Source organism: Achromobacter xylosoxidans (genome assembly GCF_014490035.1).
In the GTDB taxonomy this organism is placed as follows: Bacteria; Pseudomonadota; Gammaproteobacteria; order Burkholderiales; family Burkholderiaceae_B; genus Achromobacter; species Achromobacter bronchisepticus_A.
In genome coordinates this window covers 6,066,341-6,081,882 of the sequence record NZ_CP061008.1, presented here as the reverse complement: position 1 = coordinate 6,081,882, position 15,542 = coordinate 6,066,341, and the positions used below count along the sequence as shown (strand labels likewise).

The 15,542-nt window shown below is 65.4% G+C and carries 16 protein-coding genes; 6 read left to right on the top strand and 10 right to left on the bottom strand.

Annotated elements, in window-relative coordinates; translation table 11 throughout:
* The first annotated feature begins 69 nt into the window (after positions 1-69).
* The 6 genes from IAG39_RS28230 (at position 70) to IAG39_RS28205 (ending at position 6,304) form a co-directional block, all read left to right on the top strand.
* Positions 70-1,086 (top strand): amino acid ABC transporter substrate-binding protein, encoded by a 1,017-nt coding sequence (locus IAG39_RS28230; protein ID WP_059379103.1) that lies wholly within the window; start codon positions 70-72, stop codon positions 1,084-1,086.
* 130 nt (positions 1,087-1,216) lie between these two features.
* Positions 1,217-2,407 carry an amino acid ABC transporter permease gene (locus IAG39_RS28225; protein ID WP_118933915.1) on the top strand — a complete coding sequence of 397 codons (1,191 nt, stop codon included), beginning with the start codon at positions 1,217-1,219 and terminating at the stop codon, positions 2,405-2,407.
* 1 nt (position 2,408) lies between these two features.
* Positions 2,409-3,509, top strand: a complete 1,101-nt coding sequence (locus tag IAG39_RS28220; protein ID WP_059379100.1) for an amino acid ABC transporter permease — start codon at positions 2,409-2,411, stop codon at positions 3,507-3,509.
* A gap of 60 nt (positions 3,510-3,569) precedes the next feature.
* Entirely contained in the window at positions 3,570-4,310 is a 741-nt protein-coding gene (locus tag IAG39_RS28215) for an amino acid ABC transporter ATP-binding protein (protein WP_042795434.1), read from the top strand.
* Positions 4,311-4,477: 167 nt separating this feature from the next.
* Complete coding sequence (locus tag IAG39_RS28210) at positions 4,478-5,494, top strand: Bug family tripartite tricarboxylate transporter substrate binding protein (RefSeq protein ID WP_059379098.1); 1,017 nt, start codon at positions 4,478-4,480, stop codon at positions 5,492-5,494.
* A gap of 447 nt (positions 5,495-5,941) precedes the next feature.
* Positions 5,942-6,304 (top strand): glyoxalase superfamily protein, encoded by a 363-nt coding sequence (locus IAG39_RS28205; protein WP_118933914.1) that lies wholly within the window; start codon positions 5,942-5,944, stop codon positions 6,302-6,304.
* Here IAG39_RS28205 and IAG39_RS28200 read toward each other — a convergent pair.
* From IAG39_RS28200 to maiA, 10 genes are all read right to left on the bottom strand, one after another.
* The gene (locus IAG39_RS28200; protein WP_118933913.1) at positions 6,301-6,993 is read right to left on the bottom strand and encodes an ABC transporter ATP-binding protein; all 693 of its coding nucleotides are present in this window, start codon (positions 6,991-6,993) and stop codon (positions 6,301-6,303) included. The two genes, IAG39_RS28205 and IAG39_RS28200, sit on opposite strands and share 4 nt — an antisense overlap.
* On the bottom strand, positions 6,993-7,745 hold the full coding sequence (locus IAG39_RS28195) for an ABC transporter ATP-binding protein (RefSeq protein ID WP_118933912.1): 753 nt from the start codon (positions 7,743-7,745) through the stop codon (positions 6,993-6,995). The genes IAG39_RS28200 and IAG39_RS28195 overlap by 1 nt, the downstream gene beginning before the upstream one ends.
* On the bottom strand, positions 7,738-8,706 hold the full coding sequence (locus tag IAG39_RS28190; protein ID WP_118933911.1) for a branched-chain amino acid ABC transporter permease: 969 nt from the start codon (positions 8,704-8,706) through the stop codon (positions 7,738-7,740). Before IAG39_RS28190 ends, IAG39_RS28195 begins: the two co-directional genes overlap by 8 nt.
* Positions 8,707-8,717: 11 nt before the next feature.
* Entirely contained in the window at positions 8,718-9,632 is a 915-nt protein-coding gene (locus IAG39_RS28185) for a branched-chain amino acid ABC transporter permease (RefSeq protein WP_082401347.1), read from the bottom strand.
* A 61-nt stretch (positions 9,633-9,693) separates the two neighbouring features.
* Entirely contained in the window at positions 9,694-10,869 is a 1,176-nt protein-coding gene (locus tag IAG39_RS28180) for an ABC transporter substrate-binding protein (protein ID WP_118933910.1), read from the bottom strand.
* A gap of 29 nt (positions 10,870-10,898) precedes the next feature.
* On the bottom strand, positions 10,899-12,110 hold the full coding sequence (locus tag IAG39_RS28175; protein WP_118933909.1) for a 3-hydroxybenzoate 6-monooxygenase: 1,212 nt from the start codon (positions 12,108-12,110) through the stop codon (positions 10,899-10,901).
* An 18-nt stretch (positions 12,111-12,128) separates the two neighbouring features.
* Positions 12,129-13,481: an FAD-dependent oxidoreductase gene (locus tag IAG39_RS28170; RefSeq protein ID WP_059379086.1), complete on the bottom strand. Its 1,353-nt coding sequence runs from the start codon at positions 13,479-13,481 to the stop codon at positions 12,129-12,131.
* Positions 13,482-13,527: 46 nt separating this feature from the next.
* Positions 13,528-14,517, bottom strand: a complete 990-nt coding sequence (locus tag IAG39_RS28165; protein ID WP_059379085.1) for a Bug family tripartite tricarboxylate transporter substrate binding protein — start codon at positions 14,515-14,517, stop codon at positions 13,528-13,530.
* Entirely contained in the window at positions 14,510-14,893 is a 384-nt protein-coding gene (locus tag IAG39_RS28160; RefSeq protein WP_059379083.1) for a chorismate mutase, read from the bottom strand. Before IAG39_RS28160 ends, IAG39_RS28165 begins: the two co-directional genes overlap by 8 nt.
* Positions 14,890-15,528: a maleylacetoacetate isomerase gene (gene maiA, locus IAG39_RS28155; protein WP_059379082.1), complete on the bottom strand. Its 639-nt coding sequence runs from the start codon at positions 15,526-15,528 to the stop codon at positions 14,890-14,892. Before maiA ends, IAG39_RS28160 begins: the two co-directional genes overlap by 4 nt.
* Positions 15,529-15,542: the final 14 nt, after the last annotated feature.

Genomic DNA, 15,542 nt, shown 5'->3' with positions numbered 1-15,542 from the left:
CCATCCGCCCCATACGTGGACCCAACCCGGCCTGCGTGCTACTTCGCTTTATCCCACACGGAGAACACGATGAAAGTACTGAAACTCGCTGCGATCGGCGCCGCTTTGTTTGCTGCATCCACGGCTGCCAATGCGGGCGCAACCTTCGATAACGTCAAGAAAAAAGGGTTTGTCCAGTGCGGGGTTTCGACGGGCATTCCGGGGTTCTCCATCGCTGACAGCAAGGGCGAATACAAGGGCATCGACGTGGACCTGTGCCGCGCCATCGCCTCGACCATGTTCGGCGACGCCACCAAGGTCAAGTTCACCCCGCTGAACACGCAACAACGCTTCACTGCGCTGCAGTCCGGCGAAGTCGACGTCCTCACCCGCAACACCACCGTCACGCTGACGCGCGACACGACGCTGGGCCTGATCGGCGTGGGCGTGAACTACTACGACAGCCAGGGCGTCATGGTCTCCAAGGACCTGAACGTCAAGAGCGCCAAGGAACTGAACGGCGCCACCATCTGCGTGCAGCCCGGCACCACCACCGAACTGAACCTGGCTGACTGGTTCCGCGGCCAGAAGATCGAATTCAAGCCGGTCGTGATCGACAAGTACGACGAAATCATCCGTGCCTTCTCGGCCGGCCGCTGCGACGCCTTCACCACCGACAAGTCGCAGCTGGCTTCCACCCGCACCACGCTCGAGAACCCGGACAAGTTCATCATCCTGCCGGAAGACTTCTCCAAGGAGCCGCTGGGCCCCATGGTCCGCCAGGGCGACGAGCAATGGTTCAACATCGTGCGCTGGTCGCTCAACGCCATGCTCGAAGCCGAGGAATACGGCATCACCAAGGCCAACGTCGATGAAATGGCCAAGAGCCCGAACCCCAACATCCAGCGCATCCTGGGCGTGACCCCGGGCATGGGCAAGAACCTGGGCGTGGATGACAAGTGGGCCTACAACATCATCAAGAACGTGGGCAACTACGGCGAGAGCTTCGAAAACACGCTGGGCAAGAGCAGCGCGATGAAGCTGGAGCGCGGTCTTAATGCTTCCTACAAGCAAGGTGGCTTGATGTACGGCTGGCCGGTGCGCTAACACACGGCTGCCTGGAAAAACGGAGCCCCGCGCTCCGTTTTTCCTCTCCCGCCCTCGGGCGGGTGGCAGGAGTGGGTGGCGCGGCCCTACCGGCTTCGCCGCCCGGTGTCCGACTTCTGTAGATTTACTCATGAATACTCCCAATAAAAGCGCGCCTGCATCGGCACCTCCCCGGCGTCTGAACTGGAACGATCCCGGGGTGCGCTCCGTGGTCTATCAAGTCCTGGCGCTGGCCGCGGTGGCCTGGGCCGTGTGGTTCCTGGTTTCAAACACGCTGCACAACCTGTCCGTGCGCAACATCGCCACGGGCTTCGGCTTTCTGGACCGCGAGGCCGGCTTCGCGATCGGCGAAACGCCCATCGCCTATACCCCTGCGGACACCTATGGCCGCGCCATCCTGGTGGGCCTGCTCAACACGCTGCGCGTGGCGGTCATCGGCATCGTGCTGGCGACCATCCTCGGTACGCTCATTGGCATCGGCCGCCTGTCCAAGAACTGGCTGGTCGCCAAGATCACCTCGGTCTACGTCGAGATAATGCGCAACGTGCCGCTGCTGCTGCAGCTGTTCTTCTGGTACGCGCTGATCACGGAAAACATGCCGGGTCCGCGCCAGGCGCACAATCCGCTGCCCGGCGTCTTCATCTCCAACCGCGGCTTGAAGGTGCCGGGGCTGGAAGGCAATTCGCTGGACTGGATGCTGGCCGGACTGGGCCTGGCCATCGTGGCGATCATCCTGCTGGGCCACTGGGGCAAGAAGCGCCAGGAGGCGACCGGCCGCGTGTTTCCGCTGGGCCGCGCCGCGATCGGCCTGCTCATCGGCTTGCCCATCGTCGGCTGGCTGGTCAGCGGCGCTTCGCTGACCCTGGACATGCCGGAGCTCAAGGGCTTCAACTTCTCGGGCGGCCTGACCTTGTCGCCGGAATTCGCCGCCCTGATGGCGGGCCTGGTGATCTACACCTCGGCCTTCATCGCCGAGGTGGTGCGTTCGGGCATCCAGGCGGTCAACAATGGCCAGTGGGAAGCTGCCGGCTCGCTGGGCCTGCGCCGCAAGCAGGTGCTGCGCCTGGTGGTGCTGCCGCAGGCGCTGCGCGTGATCATCCCGCCGATGACCAGCCAGTACCTGAACCTGACCAAGAACAGCTCGCTGGCGGTGGCCATCGGCTACCCCGACATCGTGTCGGTGGTGAACACCACGCTGAACCAGACCGGCCAGGCCATCGAGGGCATCCTCATCATCATGGCCGCGTACCTGACGGTCAGCCTGTCGATCTCGATATTCATGAACTGGTACAACAAGCGCATCGCGCTGGTGGAGCGTTGATATGAGCAGCACTTCGCATATCCCCGCCGAAGGCCTGCCGCCGCCCAGCACCCACGTGGGCGCCTGGGTCTGGATCAAGTCGCGCCTGTTCTCGTCGCCGCTGAACATCCTCATCACGGTGCTGCTGGCCTGGTTCCTGCTGATGGCAGTGCCGGCGTTGGTGGAATGGGCCTTCATCAAGGCGAACTTCTCCGCGGCCAACGCGCAGGAATGCCGCGCTTCCGGGGGCGCCTGCTGGGCGTTCATCATCGAGAAGCACCGGCTGATCCTGTTCGGCACCTATCCCTACGACGAGCAATGGCGTCCGCTGATCGCAACCATCATCCTGGTGGCTGTGATCGTCTGCAGCGGCATCCGCCGCTTCTGGAACTGGAAGCTCGCCGTCATCTGGACCGTGGGCCTGACGGCCGTGGCGCTCCTGATGTGGGGCGGCGTGTTCGGCCTGACCTACGTGGAAAACGCGCGTTGGGGCGGCCTGCCGCTGACGCTGATCCTGTCCACGTTCGGCATTGCCTTCGCCTTCCCCATCGGCGTGCTGCTGGCCCTGGGCCGGCGCTCCAAGATGCCTGCCATCAAGGCGCTGTGCGTCGTGTACATCGAGCTGATCCGCGGCGTGCCGCTGATCAGTCTGCTGTTCATGTCGTCGGTGATGTTGCCGCTGTTCTTGCCTGAAGGCTTCTCCATCGACAAGCTGTTGCGCGCGCAGATCGCGATCATCATGTTCGCGGCGGCGTACATCGCCGAAACGGTGCGCGGCGGCCTGCAGGCGATTCCCAAGGGCCAGTACGAGGGCGCGGATTCGCTGGGCCTGAACTACTGGCAGCAGATGCGCAAGATCATCCTGCCGCAGGCGCTGAAGATCGTGATTCCGCCGCTGGTCAGCATTTTCATCGCGCTGTTCAAGGACACCTCGCTGGTGGTGATCATCGGCATCTTCGACCTGACGCTGGCGGCCAAGGCGGCCTTGTCCGATGCGGCATGGCGCGGATTCGGGGTGGAGGCGTACCTGTTCATTTCGCTCATCTACTTCGTCTTCTGCTTCTCCATGTCCAAGTACAGCCAGGCGCTGGAAAAACGCCTGGCCACGGGACACGCACGCTAGAACTTTGCAGCGCGTCCGCCCCGGGCGGACGCGCACCGCGATACTTACGGGAGTACAGGCATGTCTGATGCCATCATCAAATTGCAGGACGTGAACAAGTGGTACGGGCAGTTCCACGTGCTGCGCAACATCAACCTGGACGTCGCGCCGGGTGAGCGCATCGTGGTGTGCGGGCCGTCGGGCTCGGGCAAGTCCACCATGATCCGCTGCATCAACCGCCTGGAAGAGCACCAGAAGGGCCACATCATCGTGGACGGCACGGAACTCACCAACGACCTCAAGCACATCGAAACCATCCGCAAGGACGTCGGCATGGTGTTCCAGCACTTCAACCTGTTCCCGCACCTGACGGTGCTGGAGAACCTGACGCTGGGACCCATGTGGGTGCTGAAGAAGCCGCGCGCCGAAGCCGAGGCCACGGCCATGAAGTACCTGGAGCGCGTGCGCATTCCGGACCAGGCCAAGAAATTCCCCGGCCAGCTGTCGGGCGGGCAGCAGCAGCGCGTGGCGATTGCGCGTTCGCTGTGCATGAGCCCCAAGATCATGCTGTTCGATGAGCCGACCTCGGCGCTGGACCCGGAAATGGTCAAGGAAGTGCTGGACGTGATGGTCAACCTGGCGCAGGAAAGCGGCATGACCATGATCTGCGTGACCCACGAAATGGGCTTCGCGCGCAAGGTCGCCAACCGCGTGATCTTCATGGACCGCGGCGAGATCATCGAGCAGAACAGCCCGGATGAGTTCTTCGACAATCCGCAGAACGACCGGACCAAGCTCTTCTTGAGCCAGATCCTGCACTGATGCTTCAAAACCGCCTTCGGGCGGTTTTTTTTTTGGGCGGCCTGTTGCCGCGGCGGGGGCAGCGGCGTGAACAGCCGGGGGTTCTGCTGGTATCTCTTTGTTACGCCTGATTCCTCGCTGCGGTATGCTACTGACCGCTATTGATCCGAAGCGAGGAGAACAACATCATGACGCAGACCCCCCGCAGCGCTGTGCGCCGCGCCCTGTTGCAAGGCGCCGTGGCGCTGGCCGCCACCCTGCCTTTCGGCGCTCCGGCGCTGGCCCAGGCCACCGATTTCCCGACCAAGCCGCTGCGCTTCGTCGTGCCTTACCCGCCCGGCGGCCCGCTGGACACCATGGCCCGCATGCTGGCCGAGAAGGTGCGCGGCTCGCTGGGGCAGCCGGTCATCGTGGAAAACCGTTCGGGCGCGGGTGGCAACATCGGCGCCGACCTGGTGGCCAAGGCGCCGGCCGACGGCTATACGCTGGTGATGGGTGCGGTCGCGACCCACGCCATCAATCCCTGGCTGTTCGCCAATCTGCCGTATGACCCGGTGAAGGATTTCGCGCCGGTGACCATCGTGGCCTCGGTGCCCAATGTGCTGGTGATGAACGTCGAGTTCGCGCAGAAGAACAAGATCGAGAAGCTGGCCGATCTGATCGACTACGCCAAGAAGAATCCGGGCAAGCTGAACTACGGTTCGGGCGGCAACGGCAGCGCGGGCCATCTGTCGGGCGAGCTGTTGAAGGCGCGCGCGGGGATCAATGTCGAGCACATTCCTTACCAGGGCGCGGCGCCTGCGCAGCTGGCGCTGCTGTCGGGCCAGTCGGATTTCATGTTCGATAACCTGGCGGCTTCGGCGCCGCTGATCAAGGACGGCAAGGTCAAGGCATTGGCCGTGACCACCGCCAAGCGTTCGTCGCTGCTGGCGGATGTGCCTACGGTGGAAGAGTCGGGGATCAAGGGTTTTGACCTGGGGACCTGGTTCGGAGTGTTCACGACGGGCGGTACGCCGGCGCCGGTGGTGGCGAAGCTGAACAAGGCTTACTCGGAGGCGATGCAGCAGGCGGATGTGAAGCAGCGCTTGCTGACGATGGGGTCTGAGGCTGCGCCGATGACGCCTGAGGCGTTTGCCGAGTTCGTCAAGAGCGAGAAGGCGAAGTATCAGGAGATTGTGAAGATCTCGGGTGCTAGTTTGAATTGATTGGTTTGTCTTGATGGGCGTCGTTGGTTCTTAAGACGCCCGGTGCGTCGGTGGCCCGGGAGGCGCGGGTCAACGATTGCGGTCCGGAGCCTTCGCTCCGGACTTCCCCGTCCTCATCCTCGTCCAGGCCTTCGGCCTTCCCTACGGATTCCGTCGGGCTTATCGACGCCCCGCGCCTCCCGGGCCACCGACGCACCGGGCTCTGGCGGTTGAAACTTGACGTCAGCTGGGGCGATTGGCGTTCTTCTGGTTCTTGCCGACATCTGTGTTGGGGGGCGTGTCTTGCGGGGCCCGCCCCAGGCCGGCCGCGCGGGCGGCCTTTTGGGGCTTACGCGGTGTCTTGCGTCGTGATGCTGTGTGCCTTGTGCCTTGTGCCTTGTGCTTTGCGCTTTGCGGTGCGGCTTGTGATCTATGCTGAGCGTCCTTGCTTTTTTATCTGGGGCCGTCATGCATCTGCAAGCTGCCATTCCCATTTTGCGCATTTTCTCCGTGGAGAAGGCGCGCGAGTTCTATCTGGACTTCCTGGGGTTCGAGTGGGACTGGGAGCATCGCTTCGAGCCGGGCATGCCGCTGTATGCGCAAGTGCATCGCGGCGACCTGGTGCTGCACCTGAGCGAGCACCACGGCGATGCCACGCCCGGGTCCGCGGTGTTCGTGCGGATGCGGGGCGTGGACGAGTTCCAGGCCGAGGTGAACGCCAAGGGCTATGGCTATATGCGGCCCGGCGTGGAAGAGATGCCTTGGGGGCGGGTGATGGCGGTCATCGATCCGTTCGGGAATCGGCTGAGCTTCTGCGAATCATCCGATTAGACGCCCAGGTAGCGCTGCGCCAGTTCGGGCTGCGCGGCGAGTTCCGCGGGGCTGCCTTGCCAGACGACGCGGCCTTTTTCGAGAACGTGGTGGCGGTCGACGAGCGTCGCCATTTCCTTCAGGTTCTTGTCTATCACCAGGATGGTCTGGCCTTCTTCCTTCAGGCGGCGCAGGCAGTTCCAGATTTCGTGGCGGATCAGCGGCGCCAGGCCTTCGGTGGCTTCGTCCAGGATGAGCAGGCGCGGGTTGATGAGTAGGGCGCGGCCGACGGCGAGCATTTGCTGTTCGCCGCCGGACAGGGTGCGAGCGGATTGGGCGCGGCGTTCCTTCAGGCGCGGGAACAGGTCGAAGACGCGGCCGACGTGCCAGCCGGCGCGGGTGTTGCGGGCGGTGGCGATCAGGTTTTCTTCCACCGACAGCGAGCCGAAGACGCGGCGGCCTTCGGGCACCAGGCCTATGCCCAGTTGGGCGATGCGGTGCGGCGCCTGGCCCGCGATGGGTTGGCCGTCGAGCAGGATGCTGCCGCCTTGGGCGGACAGCATGCCCATGATGGTTTTCACGGTGGTGGTCTTGCCCATGCCGTTGCGGCCGATCAGGGATACGACCTGGCGCGCGGCGATGTCCAAGTCCACGCCGAACAGCACTTTGCTTGCGCCGTAGCCGGCCTGCAGTTGCTTGAGTTGCAGCATCAGTCCTCCTCGCCCAGATAGGCGGCGCGCACGTCGGGGTGATGGCGCACCTCGTCGGGCGTGCCGGTGAAGATGGTCTTGCCATAAACCAGCACGGTGATGCGGTCAGCCAGGGCGAAGACGGCGTCCATGTCGTGTTCGACCAGCAGGATGGCGTAGCGGCCCTTCAGTTCTTGCAGCAGCGCGGTCATGCGCTGGGATTCCTCGGCGCCCATGCCGGCCATGGGTTCGTCCAGCAGCAACAGCGAGGCATCCAGCGACAAGGCCATCGCCAGTTCCAGCTGGCGTTTCTCGCCGTGGGCCAGTTCTGAAACTCGCACGTGGGTGCGGCCGCCCAGGCCGACGCGTTCCAGCGCCTCTCTGGCAGGTTGGCGCAGTTGCGGCAGGCTGCGGGCGTTCTTCCACAGGTTGAAGCCGCCCGGGCTGCGCGCCTGCACCGCCATGGCGACGTTGTCCTCGGCGCTGAAGGCGGGATAGAGCTGGCTGATCTGGAACGATCGCGCCAGACCCGCCGCGGGCCGCTTGTGGGCCGGCATGCGGGTGATGTCGCGGCCGTCCAGCAGGATGCCGCCCTCGTCCGGCAGGATCTCGCCGCTGATCTGCGACAGCAGCGTGGTCTTGCCCGCGCCGTTGGGGCCAATGAGCGCATGCAGTTCGCCGGGCCGGACCTGCAGGTTGACGCCTTGCGTCGCACGCACGGCGCCGAAGGATTTCTGCAGGTCGCGGATTTCCAGTTTGGGATGATCAGTCATGGTGCTTGCCTCCCACCAGCCAGCCATAGACGCCGCGCTTGCCGAACAGCACCACCAGCACCAGCACCGGGCCCAGGATCAGCATCCAGTGCTCGGTCCAGGCGGTGGCGATCTGTTCCAGGCCCAGGTACACGGCCACGCCCAGAACGGGACCGAAGATGGAGCCCATGCCGCCCAGGATCACCATGGCCATGAGTTCGCCGGACTTCTGCCAGGAAGTCATGTCGGGGCTGACGAAGAGCGCATAGTTGGCCCATAGCGCGCCCGCCAGCCCGGTGCCCGCGGCCGACAGCACGAAGGCGGTGAGCCGGTAGCGCAGGGGTGCCAAGCCCAGGCCGATGCTGCGGCGCGGATTCTGCTTGATGCTTTGCAGCGCCATGCCGAAGGGCGAGTTGACGATGCGGCGGCAGGTCAGAATCCATGCCGTCATGAGCGCCAGGCAGACGTAATAGAAAGCGGTGGGGTTGTTCATGTCCAGGCCGGGCAGGGTGTTGCGCACGTCAATGGACAGGCCATCATCGCCGCCATAGACCATCAGGCCGACCAGGATGAAGTACAGCATCTGTCCAAAGGCCAGGGTGATCATGATGAACTGCACGCCGGAGGTGCGCAGTGACAGGAAGCCCACCACCAGGCCGGCCAGCGCGGCGGCAGCGATGGCCAGGGGCCACATCACCAGCGCCGCGTTGCTGCCGCTCCAGCCGAACAGCGTGTCGCCCTGGGCCAGGTGAAAGCCGGCGATGCCGATCACGTAGCCGCCCAGTCCGAAGAAGGCGGCATGGCCGAAGCTGACCATGGCGCCGTAGCCCAGGATCAGGTCCAGGCTGACGGCGGCGATGGCGTAGATGAGAAAGCGGGTCATCAGGTTGACCAGGAAGCTTTCGCCGGTGGCCGACGCGATGGCCGGCACCAGGGCGAACAGCAGCAGCCCGATCATGTTGACGAGTGTTTTTCTGGTCATGGATATCGTTCCTATCGCTGCGCGGGAACCAGGCCGCGCGGCTTGAACAGCAGCACGATGGCCATCAGGATGTAGATGCTGGCCGAGACCAGGCTGGAACTCGCCGAGTCCGACAGCTCTGGCGGCAGCAGCCGCGACATCCAGAACGGGATGTAGGCGCGCCCCAACGCATCGGTCATGCCTATCATGAGCGAGCCGACCAGCGCGCCGCGCACCGAACCCACTCCGCCCACCACGATGACGACGAACGTGGTGATGAGGATGCGCTCGCCCATGCCGATTTCCACCGCCAGGAGCGGCGCCGCCATCACGCCGGCAAAGCCGCAGAGCAGGGCGCCCAGCGTGAAGATCAGCGTGAACAGGCGCTGGATGTTCACGCCCAGCGCGTCGACCATTTCGCCGTCGTCGGCGCCGGCGCGCACCAGCATGCCGACGCGCGTGCGCGAGATCAGCAGCCACAGCCCCAGCGCCACCAGCACGCCGGCGCCGATGAAAGCCAGCCGCATGAGGGGATAGTTAAGGCCGGGCAGAATCTCCACGGAACCTGACAGGAAGGGCGGAATGTCCATGAAAGGCGGGCTGCGCCCGAACAGAACCGTCACCATCTCGTTGGTGAACAGCGTCAGGCCCAGCGTGGCCAGCACCTGGTCCAGGTGGTCGCGGCGGTACAGATGGCGGATCACCAGCAGCTCCACCACCAGCCCATAGAGCGCCGCGCCCGCCAGCGCCGCCAGCAGCGCGGCCAGGAACGATCCGGTGGCCGCCGCCGCGCTGGCCGCGCAGAACGCGCCGACCATGTAGAACGAACCGTGCGTCAGGTTGATGACGTTCATGATGCCGAACACCAGCGTCAAGCCCGCCGACAGCAGGAACAGCAATGCGCTGTACTGCAGGCCATTCAAGACCTGCTCCAGGAACATCAGCATGGGGACTCCTTGTGGAGTGGGCCCGGCGGACTGCGCGCAATCCGCCGGGCGTCGTGCGGACTTACATCTTGCAGTCGGCGGCGTGCACGTCGGTATGGTCGCGGGCGATGACCTTCAGGTTCTTGTAGACCAGCTTGCCGTTCGGGCCATCTTCAATGTGCAACAGGTACCAGTCCTGGATCGGATGCTGGTTGGAGCCGAACTTGAACTTGCCGCGCACGCTGGGGAAGTCGGCGCGGCGCAGCGCGTTGCGGAAGTCGTCGGCGCGGCCGGTGATGTCGCCGTCCACCGCCTTCAGCGCGGAGCCGATCAGGTTGGCGGTGTCGTAGGCCTGTGCCGCGTAGGCGGTGGGTGCGCGGTTGTAGGCTTTGGTGAAGGCTTCGACGAAATGCTTGCTCTGCGGGTTGTCGAGATCCGCGCTCCACAGCGAACTCAGGTAGAAGCCCTTGCCGGCGTTGCCGGTGGCGGCCAGCATGCGGTCGTCCATCGAGTAGATGGGCGTGATCATGCGGATCTTGTCGGCCAGGCCGGAGTTGGCGAATTGCTTGGTCAGGTTGATGCCGGCGCCGCCAGGGTGGAACTGGAAGATGGCGTCGGGATTGAGCGAGCGGATGCGCGCCAGTTCCACCGAGAAGTCGGCCTGTTCCAGCTTGGTGTAGATCTCGTCGGCGATTTCGCCTTTGTAGGTGCGCTTGAAGCCGGCGACGGCATCGCGTCCGGCCTGGTAGTTGGGCGCCATGATGACCACGCGCTTGGCGCCCAGCTCGTTGGCGGCCAGGCCCGCGGTGTCGGCGTAGGAATCGTTCTGGAACGCCACCGAGAAGTAGTTCGGGTTGCAGGCCTTGCCGGCGTAGTTGGAGGGGCCTGCGTTCAGGCTGACGTAAAAGGCGCCCGCGTTCAGCACGGTCGGCCCCACGGCCGCCATGACGTTGGAGAAGTTGATGCCGGTGAACAACCGCACGCCGCCCTGCACCATCTTGTCGGCGATCTGCTTGGCGTTGGCGGGTTTGAGCGCATCGTCCTCCACGCGCACATTGACCGGCACGCCGCCCAGCTTGCCCCCGCCTTCCTTCACGGCCAGCATGAAGGCGTCGCGCTCGTCTTCGCCGATGTATCCGGCGGGCGTGGACAGGGTGCCGATGAAGCCGATGTCGACCGGCTTCTGCTGCGCGGCGGCCGCGAACGCGGTCAGCGCAAGCGCGAGGGCGGCGCTGCCGCGGATTGCGGTTTTTCTCATGGTTGTCTCCTTGGGTGCCTGCATTTTTTCTATTGAGAGGAATGCCCCGCGAGGCAGTTTTCCACCTTCCAGCCGTACAGCCACTGCAACGCGTCGTAGAACTGGGACTGGCTGCGGCCAGTCCACAGCATGTTGCGCACGGTGCGTTCGACGCCCCGCGCGTGATAGAGCCTGCCCATTTCGCGCGTGGACCACACCACCCGCGCGCTGCGCGGGATGCGGACGGATTCGTACAGGCGGAACGCGGCCTCCAAGTCGTGGCCGCACTGCTTCACGGCCTCGCCCAATGTCACCGCATCCTCCAGCGCCATGCAGGCGCCCTGGGCCATGTATTGGGTCATGGGATGGGCGGCATCGCCCAGAATGGTCACGCGGCCCTGGCCCCAGCGCTCCACGGGTTCGCGGTCGGCGGTGGCCCAGCGCTTCCAGGAAGTGGGGCGGTCCAGCATCTGGTGCGGACGCGGGTGGATGCCCTGGAAGTAGGAAAGCACTTCTTCCTTGCTGCCCTCGCGCACGCCCCATTCTTCTTGTTCGCGGCTGTGGAAAGTCACCACCAGGTTGTATTGCTGGCCGCCGCGCAAGGGGTAGTGCACCAGATGGCAGTGCGGGCCGGCCCACAGCACCGGCGCGTTGATGCGCAGCTCCTCGGGCATGTTCTCGCGTTCGACCACGGCGCGGTAGACCACGTGGCCGGTCACGCGCGCCGGGTCGCCCACCATGCGTTCGCGGATCACGGACTTTACGCCGTCCGCGCCCACTACGGCGTCGGCGCGATAGCGGTTGCCCTGCGTGTCCACGGCCTCCACGCCCTTGTCGTCCTGCGACATGGAGGCGATCTGGGTGGAGGTGCGAAAGCTGATCAGCGGATTCTGCTGCACGGCCTCCAGGATGGACAGGTGGATGTCGGCGCGGTGGATCACGGCGTAGGGGCCGCCGAAGCGCTCGCGGAAGGCCTCGCCTGTATCGATGCGCACGACCTCTTTGGCGTCGACCGCGTCCATCATGATGATGTGGTCGGTGAAGACGGCGCGGGCGCGCGCGGTCTGGCCCACGCCCAGGGCGTCCAGCGCCGCGAAGGCGTTGGGGCCCAGCTGGATGCCGGCGCCGATTTCGCCGATGTGCGCGGCCTGCTCCAGCAACTGCACGGCGATGCCTTGCCGGGTCAGCGCCAGCGCGGCGGCCAGGCCGCCGATGCCGCCGCCCACCACGATCACGGATTTATCGGTTTGCGTTGCGTTCATATGTGGCCTCCGCGCCGTTCAGTCCTGGCCGCCCAGGAACACGCCTTGTTTCAACAGCTGCGCCTGCAAGGCGGAAATGGGCACGTCGCCCGGTGCGATGCCGGCGCGCAGCGCCATGGCGGCCGCCGTGCCCGCGGCCTCGCCCATGACGAAGCAGCTGCCGCTTACGCGCGCGGCCGACTGGCCTTCGTGCGTCATGGAGGCGCAGCGTCCGGCCACCAGCACGTTGCCCGCCACGCCCGGGGCGCGTTTGGGGACCATCATGCGGAATGGCAGCTGGTTATAGCCGCGGGACTCGGGGATAGGCGGCCAGAGCCATTGCACGTCGCCGGCCGTGTGCATTTCCAGCGGCCAGCCGTTGACACCGATGCTGTCCGGAAAGTCGGCGCAGCCCAGCACGTCTTCCTTGCTCAGGACGGCCTCGCCGACGATGCGGCGCGTTTCGCGGATGCCCAGCTGCGGTGCGATGTCCAGCACATAGGCGTTCTCGAAACCCGGCACCTTGGCGCGCAGGAAGGCGAGGTATTGCACGATCTGGCGGCGGCCTTCGAGTTCGCCGGCCGACAGGGAATCGGCGTCGGTGCCGTCGGCCGCGCTGCCGTCGGCGTTGGCCAGCTGGGTGACGTTGACCCGCCATTCGTAGTCATGTTTTTGCGGGCGCACGATGGCGCCGCGGCGCGGGAAGGTGAATTCGCCGCTGGCCGCGGCCTGGTCCATCAGCTGCGGAATGGTCTTCCAGGCTTCCTGGGCGCGGGCGCCGTCGACATTGCCGACCTTGAACATCAGCGTGGGGTAAAGCATGCCGCCGTGCTCGTCGCCCTTTTCGAAGGGCAGGCCGCCCCATTGGGCGATGTCGGCGTCGCCCGAGCAATCGATATAGACCTTGGCGCGCACGGCGCAGCGGCCGGACTTGGTTTCCAGGAACAGCGCATCCACGCTGCCGTCGGCGCCGCGCGCCAGGCCGGTGGCCAGCGCATGGAACAGCACCTGCGCGCCGCTGGCCTGGACCAGCCCGTCGGCGGCGCACTTGAAGGCCGAGATGTCGTAGGCCTGGGCGTGGATCTTGCCCAGGATCAGATGCGGCTCGTTGAGGCCGTCCAAGGCCCGCATGCGGTCCAGCAAGTCCTCCGTCATACCGTGGACCACCTGGCGGATATTGCCGCGGACGTTCGCGTGCAGGCCGCAGAAGTTGGATACGCCGGCCGCCGTGCCCATCCCTCCCAGGAAGCCGTAACGTTCCACCAGCAGCACGCTGGCGCCGTTGCGCGCGGCGCTGGCGGCGGCCAGCAGGCCGGCGGGGCCGCCGCCCAGCACGACGACGTCATATTCGCCGTAGAGCGGAACCTGGCGGGCGGGTTCGGTGATGAGCATCCCGAGTTCTCCTTGTGTGGATTGCGAGGCGTGGCCGGGCGCCGGCTTACTGGCCCTTGATGCCCAGTTTCTTGATGAGCGGCTCCCAGCGCTTGAGTTCGTCATCCATATAGGCGCGGAATTCGGCGGGCGTGGTGCCGGCGGGATCCATGAACTGGGCCTGCAGGCGCTTGGTGACCTCGGGATCGCGTATGGCCTGGATCAGCGCGTCGGACAGCTTCTTCTGGATGTCGGCGGGAACCTTGGACGAGATCACAAAGCCGATCCACGCCGAGCCTTCGATTCCCGGCACGCCGACTTCGGCCAGCGTCGGGATGTCGGGCAGCAGGGCCGAGCGCCTGGAAGAGGTGACGGCCAGCGCCTTCAGGCGTCCGTCCTTCACCATGGGCATGACGGCGATGGGCGGCAGCGCGGCGAACTGTGTGTCGCCGGACAACAGCGAGGTCAGCGCCGCGGGCGACGAGGGATAGGGCACGTGGGTGGCGCGCGCGCCGGTCTGCTGCAGCATCAGTTCCACGGCCAGGTGCGACACCGTGCCGGCTCCCGTGGACGGGAAGTTGTACTTGTCCGAATTTTTCTTCAGCGCTTCCAGCAACTGGCCGATATTGTCGATGCCGGCCGAGGCGGGCACGACCAGCACATTGGGCTGGTGCACCGCCAGCGTCAGCGGCGCCAGGTCGGTAGCCGGCGCATAGGGCAGCTTGTCGAACAGCAGCGTGTTGTTGACCAGCGGGCCGGTAATGGACACGCCGAAGGTGTAGCCGTCGGGCTTGGCGTTGGCGATGGCATAGGTGCCGATGTTGCCGCTGGCGCCCGGCTTGTTCTCGATGACGATGCTCTGGCCCAGGATGGCGCCGGCCTTTTCGCCGACGATGCGCGCCACCTGGTCGGGGCTGGAGCCCGGGCCGAAGGGCACGATGGCCTTGAGCGGCTGGGCCGGCCAGGCCTGGGCTTGCGCGGCGGCCAGCGGCGCAAGCGCGGCCAATCCCAGGATCAGCGCATGGGCGGCGATACGGCGCGCGTAGGGCTTATGCATGGGTGTCTCCGAGATCCTTCATGGTGTTGAAATAGGTTTGTTCGTTGGCGATGAAGGCCGCGACCATGGCGCGATAGGTGGCGTCCACGACCTGGTCCAGATTGGCGAAGCCCTGGTTGTGGCGTTCGGCCAGCAGGCGCGCCTTTTCGAAGACCTGGGCCTGGCGGGCCGGGGCGCTGACCTGGAAGGCGTCGCGCTTGAAGCGCGCGGCGTCCTTCACGTACATGGCGCGCTCGGCGATCAGGCGCACGATCTCGTCGTCCAACCGGTCGATGTTGGCGCGCACGTCCGCCAGGGTGGCGCATAGAGGGCGGTAGGCGGGATCGGTGTATTCGCGCAGCGGCGCGCCCTGGGTGTCGGGTTCCTGGTTGCTCACTTGGTGTAGTCCGGTTGCTGGGTGGGGGCCGCCTGCTGGAAGGCGGGCTGCGCATTGCAGTACTCATAGACGCGCATGGCGCGCGGATAGGCCGACAGGTCGCAGCCCATGCGCTGGGCATTGGCCATCTGCGGCACCAGGCAGCAGTCCGCCAGCGTGGGCGCGTCGCCGTAGCAATAGGCGCCGTGGCCGTGGCGCGCCAACAGCGCTTCCACGGCCGTCATGCCTTCGCGGATCCAGTGGTGGTACCAGGCGTTCTTCTGTTCTTCGCTGGCGCCCAGCACGTCCTGCAGATAGCGCAGGATGCGCATGTTGTTGACGGGGTGGATGTCGCAGGAAATGGCGTCGGAAAGCTCCAGCACGCGGGCGCGTTCCAGCGTGCCGGCCGGGATCAGGCGCGGCTCGGGATGGGTCGCGTCCAGGTAGTCGATGATGGCCAGCGACTGCGACAGCTGGGTGTCGCCATCGATCAACAGGGGTACGCCCGCCGAGGGATTCTTGGCCACGTAATCCGCGGCGCGCTGCTCCTGCTTGCGCAGGTTCACGGGCAGGTACTCGTACGGCAAACCCTTGAGCGCCAGCGCGATGCGCACGCGATAAGAGGTGGAACTATTGAAGAAGCTGTGCAGTTGCATGCGGATTTCCGGAG

What these genes read in the sequence shown, in the direction of transcription:
- IAG39_RS28190 (WP_118933911.1), bottom strand. Translation starts at nt 8,706, where the DNA reads ATGACCAGAAAAACACTCGTCAACATGATCGGGCTGCTGCTGTTCGCC.
- IAG39_RS28230 (WP_059379103.1), top strand. Translation starts at nt 70, where the DNA reads ATGAAAGTACTGAAACTCGCTGCGATCGGCGCCGCTTTGTTTGCTGCA.
- IAG39_RS28175 (WP_118933909.1), bottom strand. Translation starts at nt 12,110, where the DNA reads ATGAACGCAACGCAAACCGATAAATCCGTGATCGTGGTGGGCGGCGGC.
- IAG39_RS28220 (WP_059379100.1), top strand. Translation starts at nt 2,409, where the DNA reads ATGAGCAGCACTTCGCATATCCCCGCCGAAGGCCTGCCGCCGCCCAGC.
- IAG39_RS28195 (WP_118933912.1), bottom strand. Translation starts at nt 7,745, where the DNA reads ATGACTGATCATCCCAAACTGGAAATCCGCGACCTGCAGAAATCCTTC.
- IAG39_RS28165 (WP_059379085.1), bottom strand. Translation starts at nt 14,517, where the DNA reads ATGCATAAGCCCTACGCGCGCCGTATCGCCGCCCATGCGCTGATCCTG.
- IAG39_RS28170 (WP_059379086.1), bottom strand. Translation starts at nt 13,481, where the DNA reads ATGCTCATCACCGAACCCGCCCGCCAGGTTCCGCTCTACGGCGAATAT.
- IAG39_RS28215 (WP_042795434.1), top strand. Translation starts at nt 3,570, where the DNA reads ATGTCTGATGCCATCATCAAATTGCAGGACGTGAACAAGTGGTACGGG.
- maiA (WP_059379082.1), bottom strand. Translation starts at nt 15,528, where the DNA reads ATGCAACTGCACAGCTTCTTCAATAGTTCCACCTCTTATCGCGTGCGC.
- IAG39_RS28210 (WP_059379098.1), top strand. Translation starts at nt 4,478, where the DNA reads ATGACGCAGACCCCCCGCAGCGCTGTGCGCCGCGCCCTGTTGCAAGGC.
- IAG39_RS28185 (WP_082401347.1), bottom strand. Translation starts at nt 9,632, where the DNA reads ATGCTGATGTTCCTGGAGCAGGTCTTGAATGGCCTGCAGTACAGCGCA.
- IAG39_RS28225 (WP_118933915.1), top strand. Translation starts at nt 1,217, where the DNA reads ATGAATACTCCCAATAAAAGCGCGCCTGCATCGGCACCTCCCCGGCGT.
- IAG39_RS28205 (WP_118933914.1), top strand. Translation starts at nt 5,942, where the DNA reads ATGCATCTGCAAGCTGCCATTCCCATTTTGCGCATTTTCTCCGTGGAG.
- IAG39_RS28180 (WP_118933910.1), bottom strand. Translation starts at nt 10,869, where the DNA reads ATGAGAAAAACCGCAATCCGCGGCAGCGCCGCCCTCGCGCTTGCGCTG.
- IAG39_RS28200 (WP_118933913.1), bottom strand. Translation starts at nt 6,993, where the DNA reads ATGCTGCAACTCAAGCAACTGCAGGCCGGCTACGGCGCAAGCAAAGTG.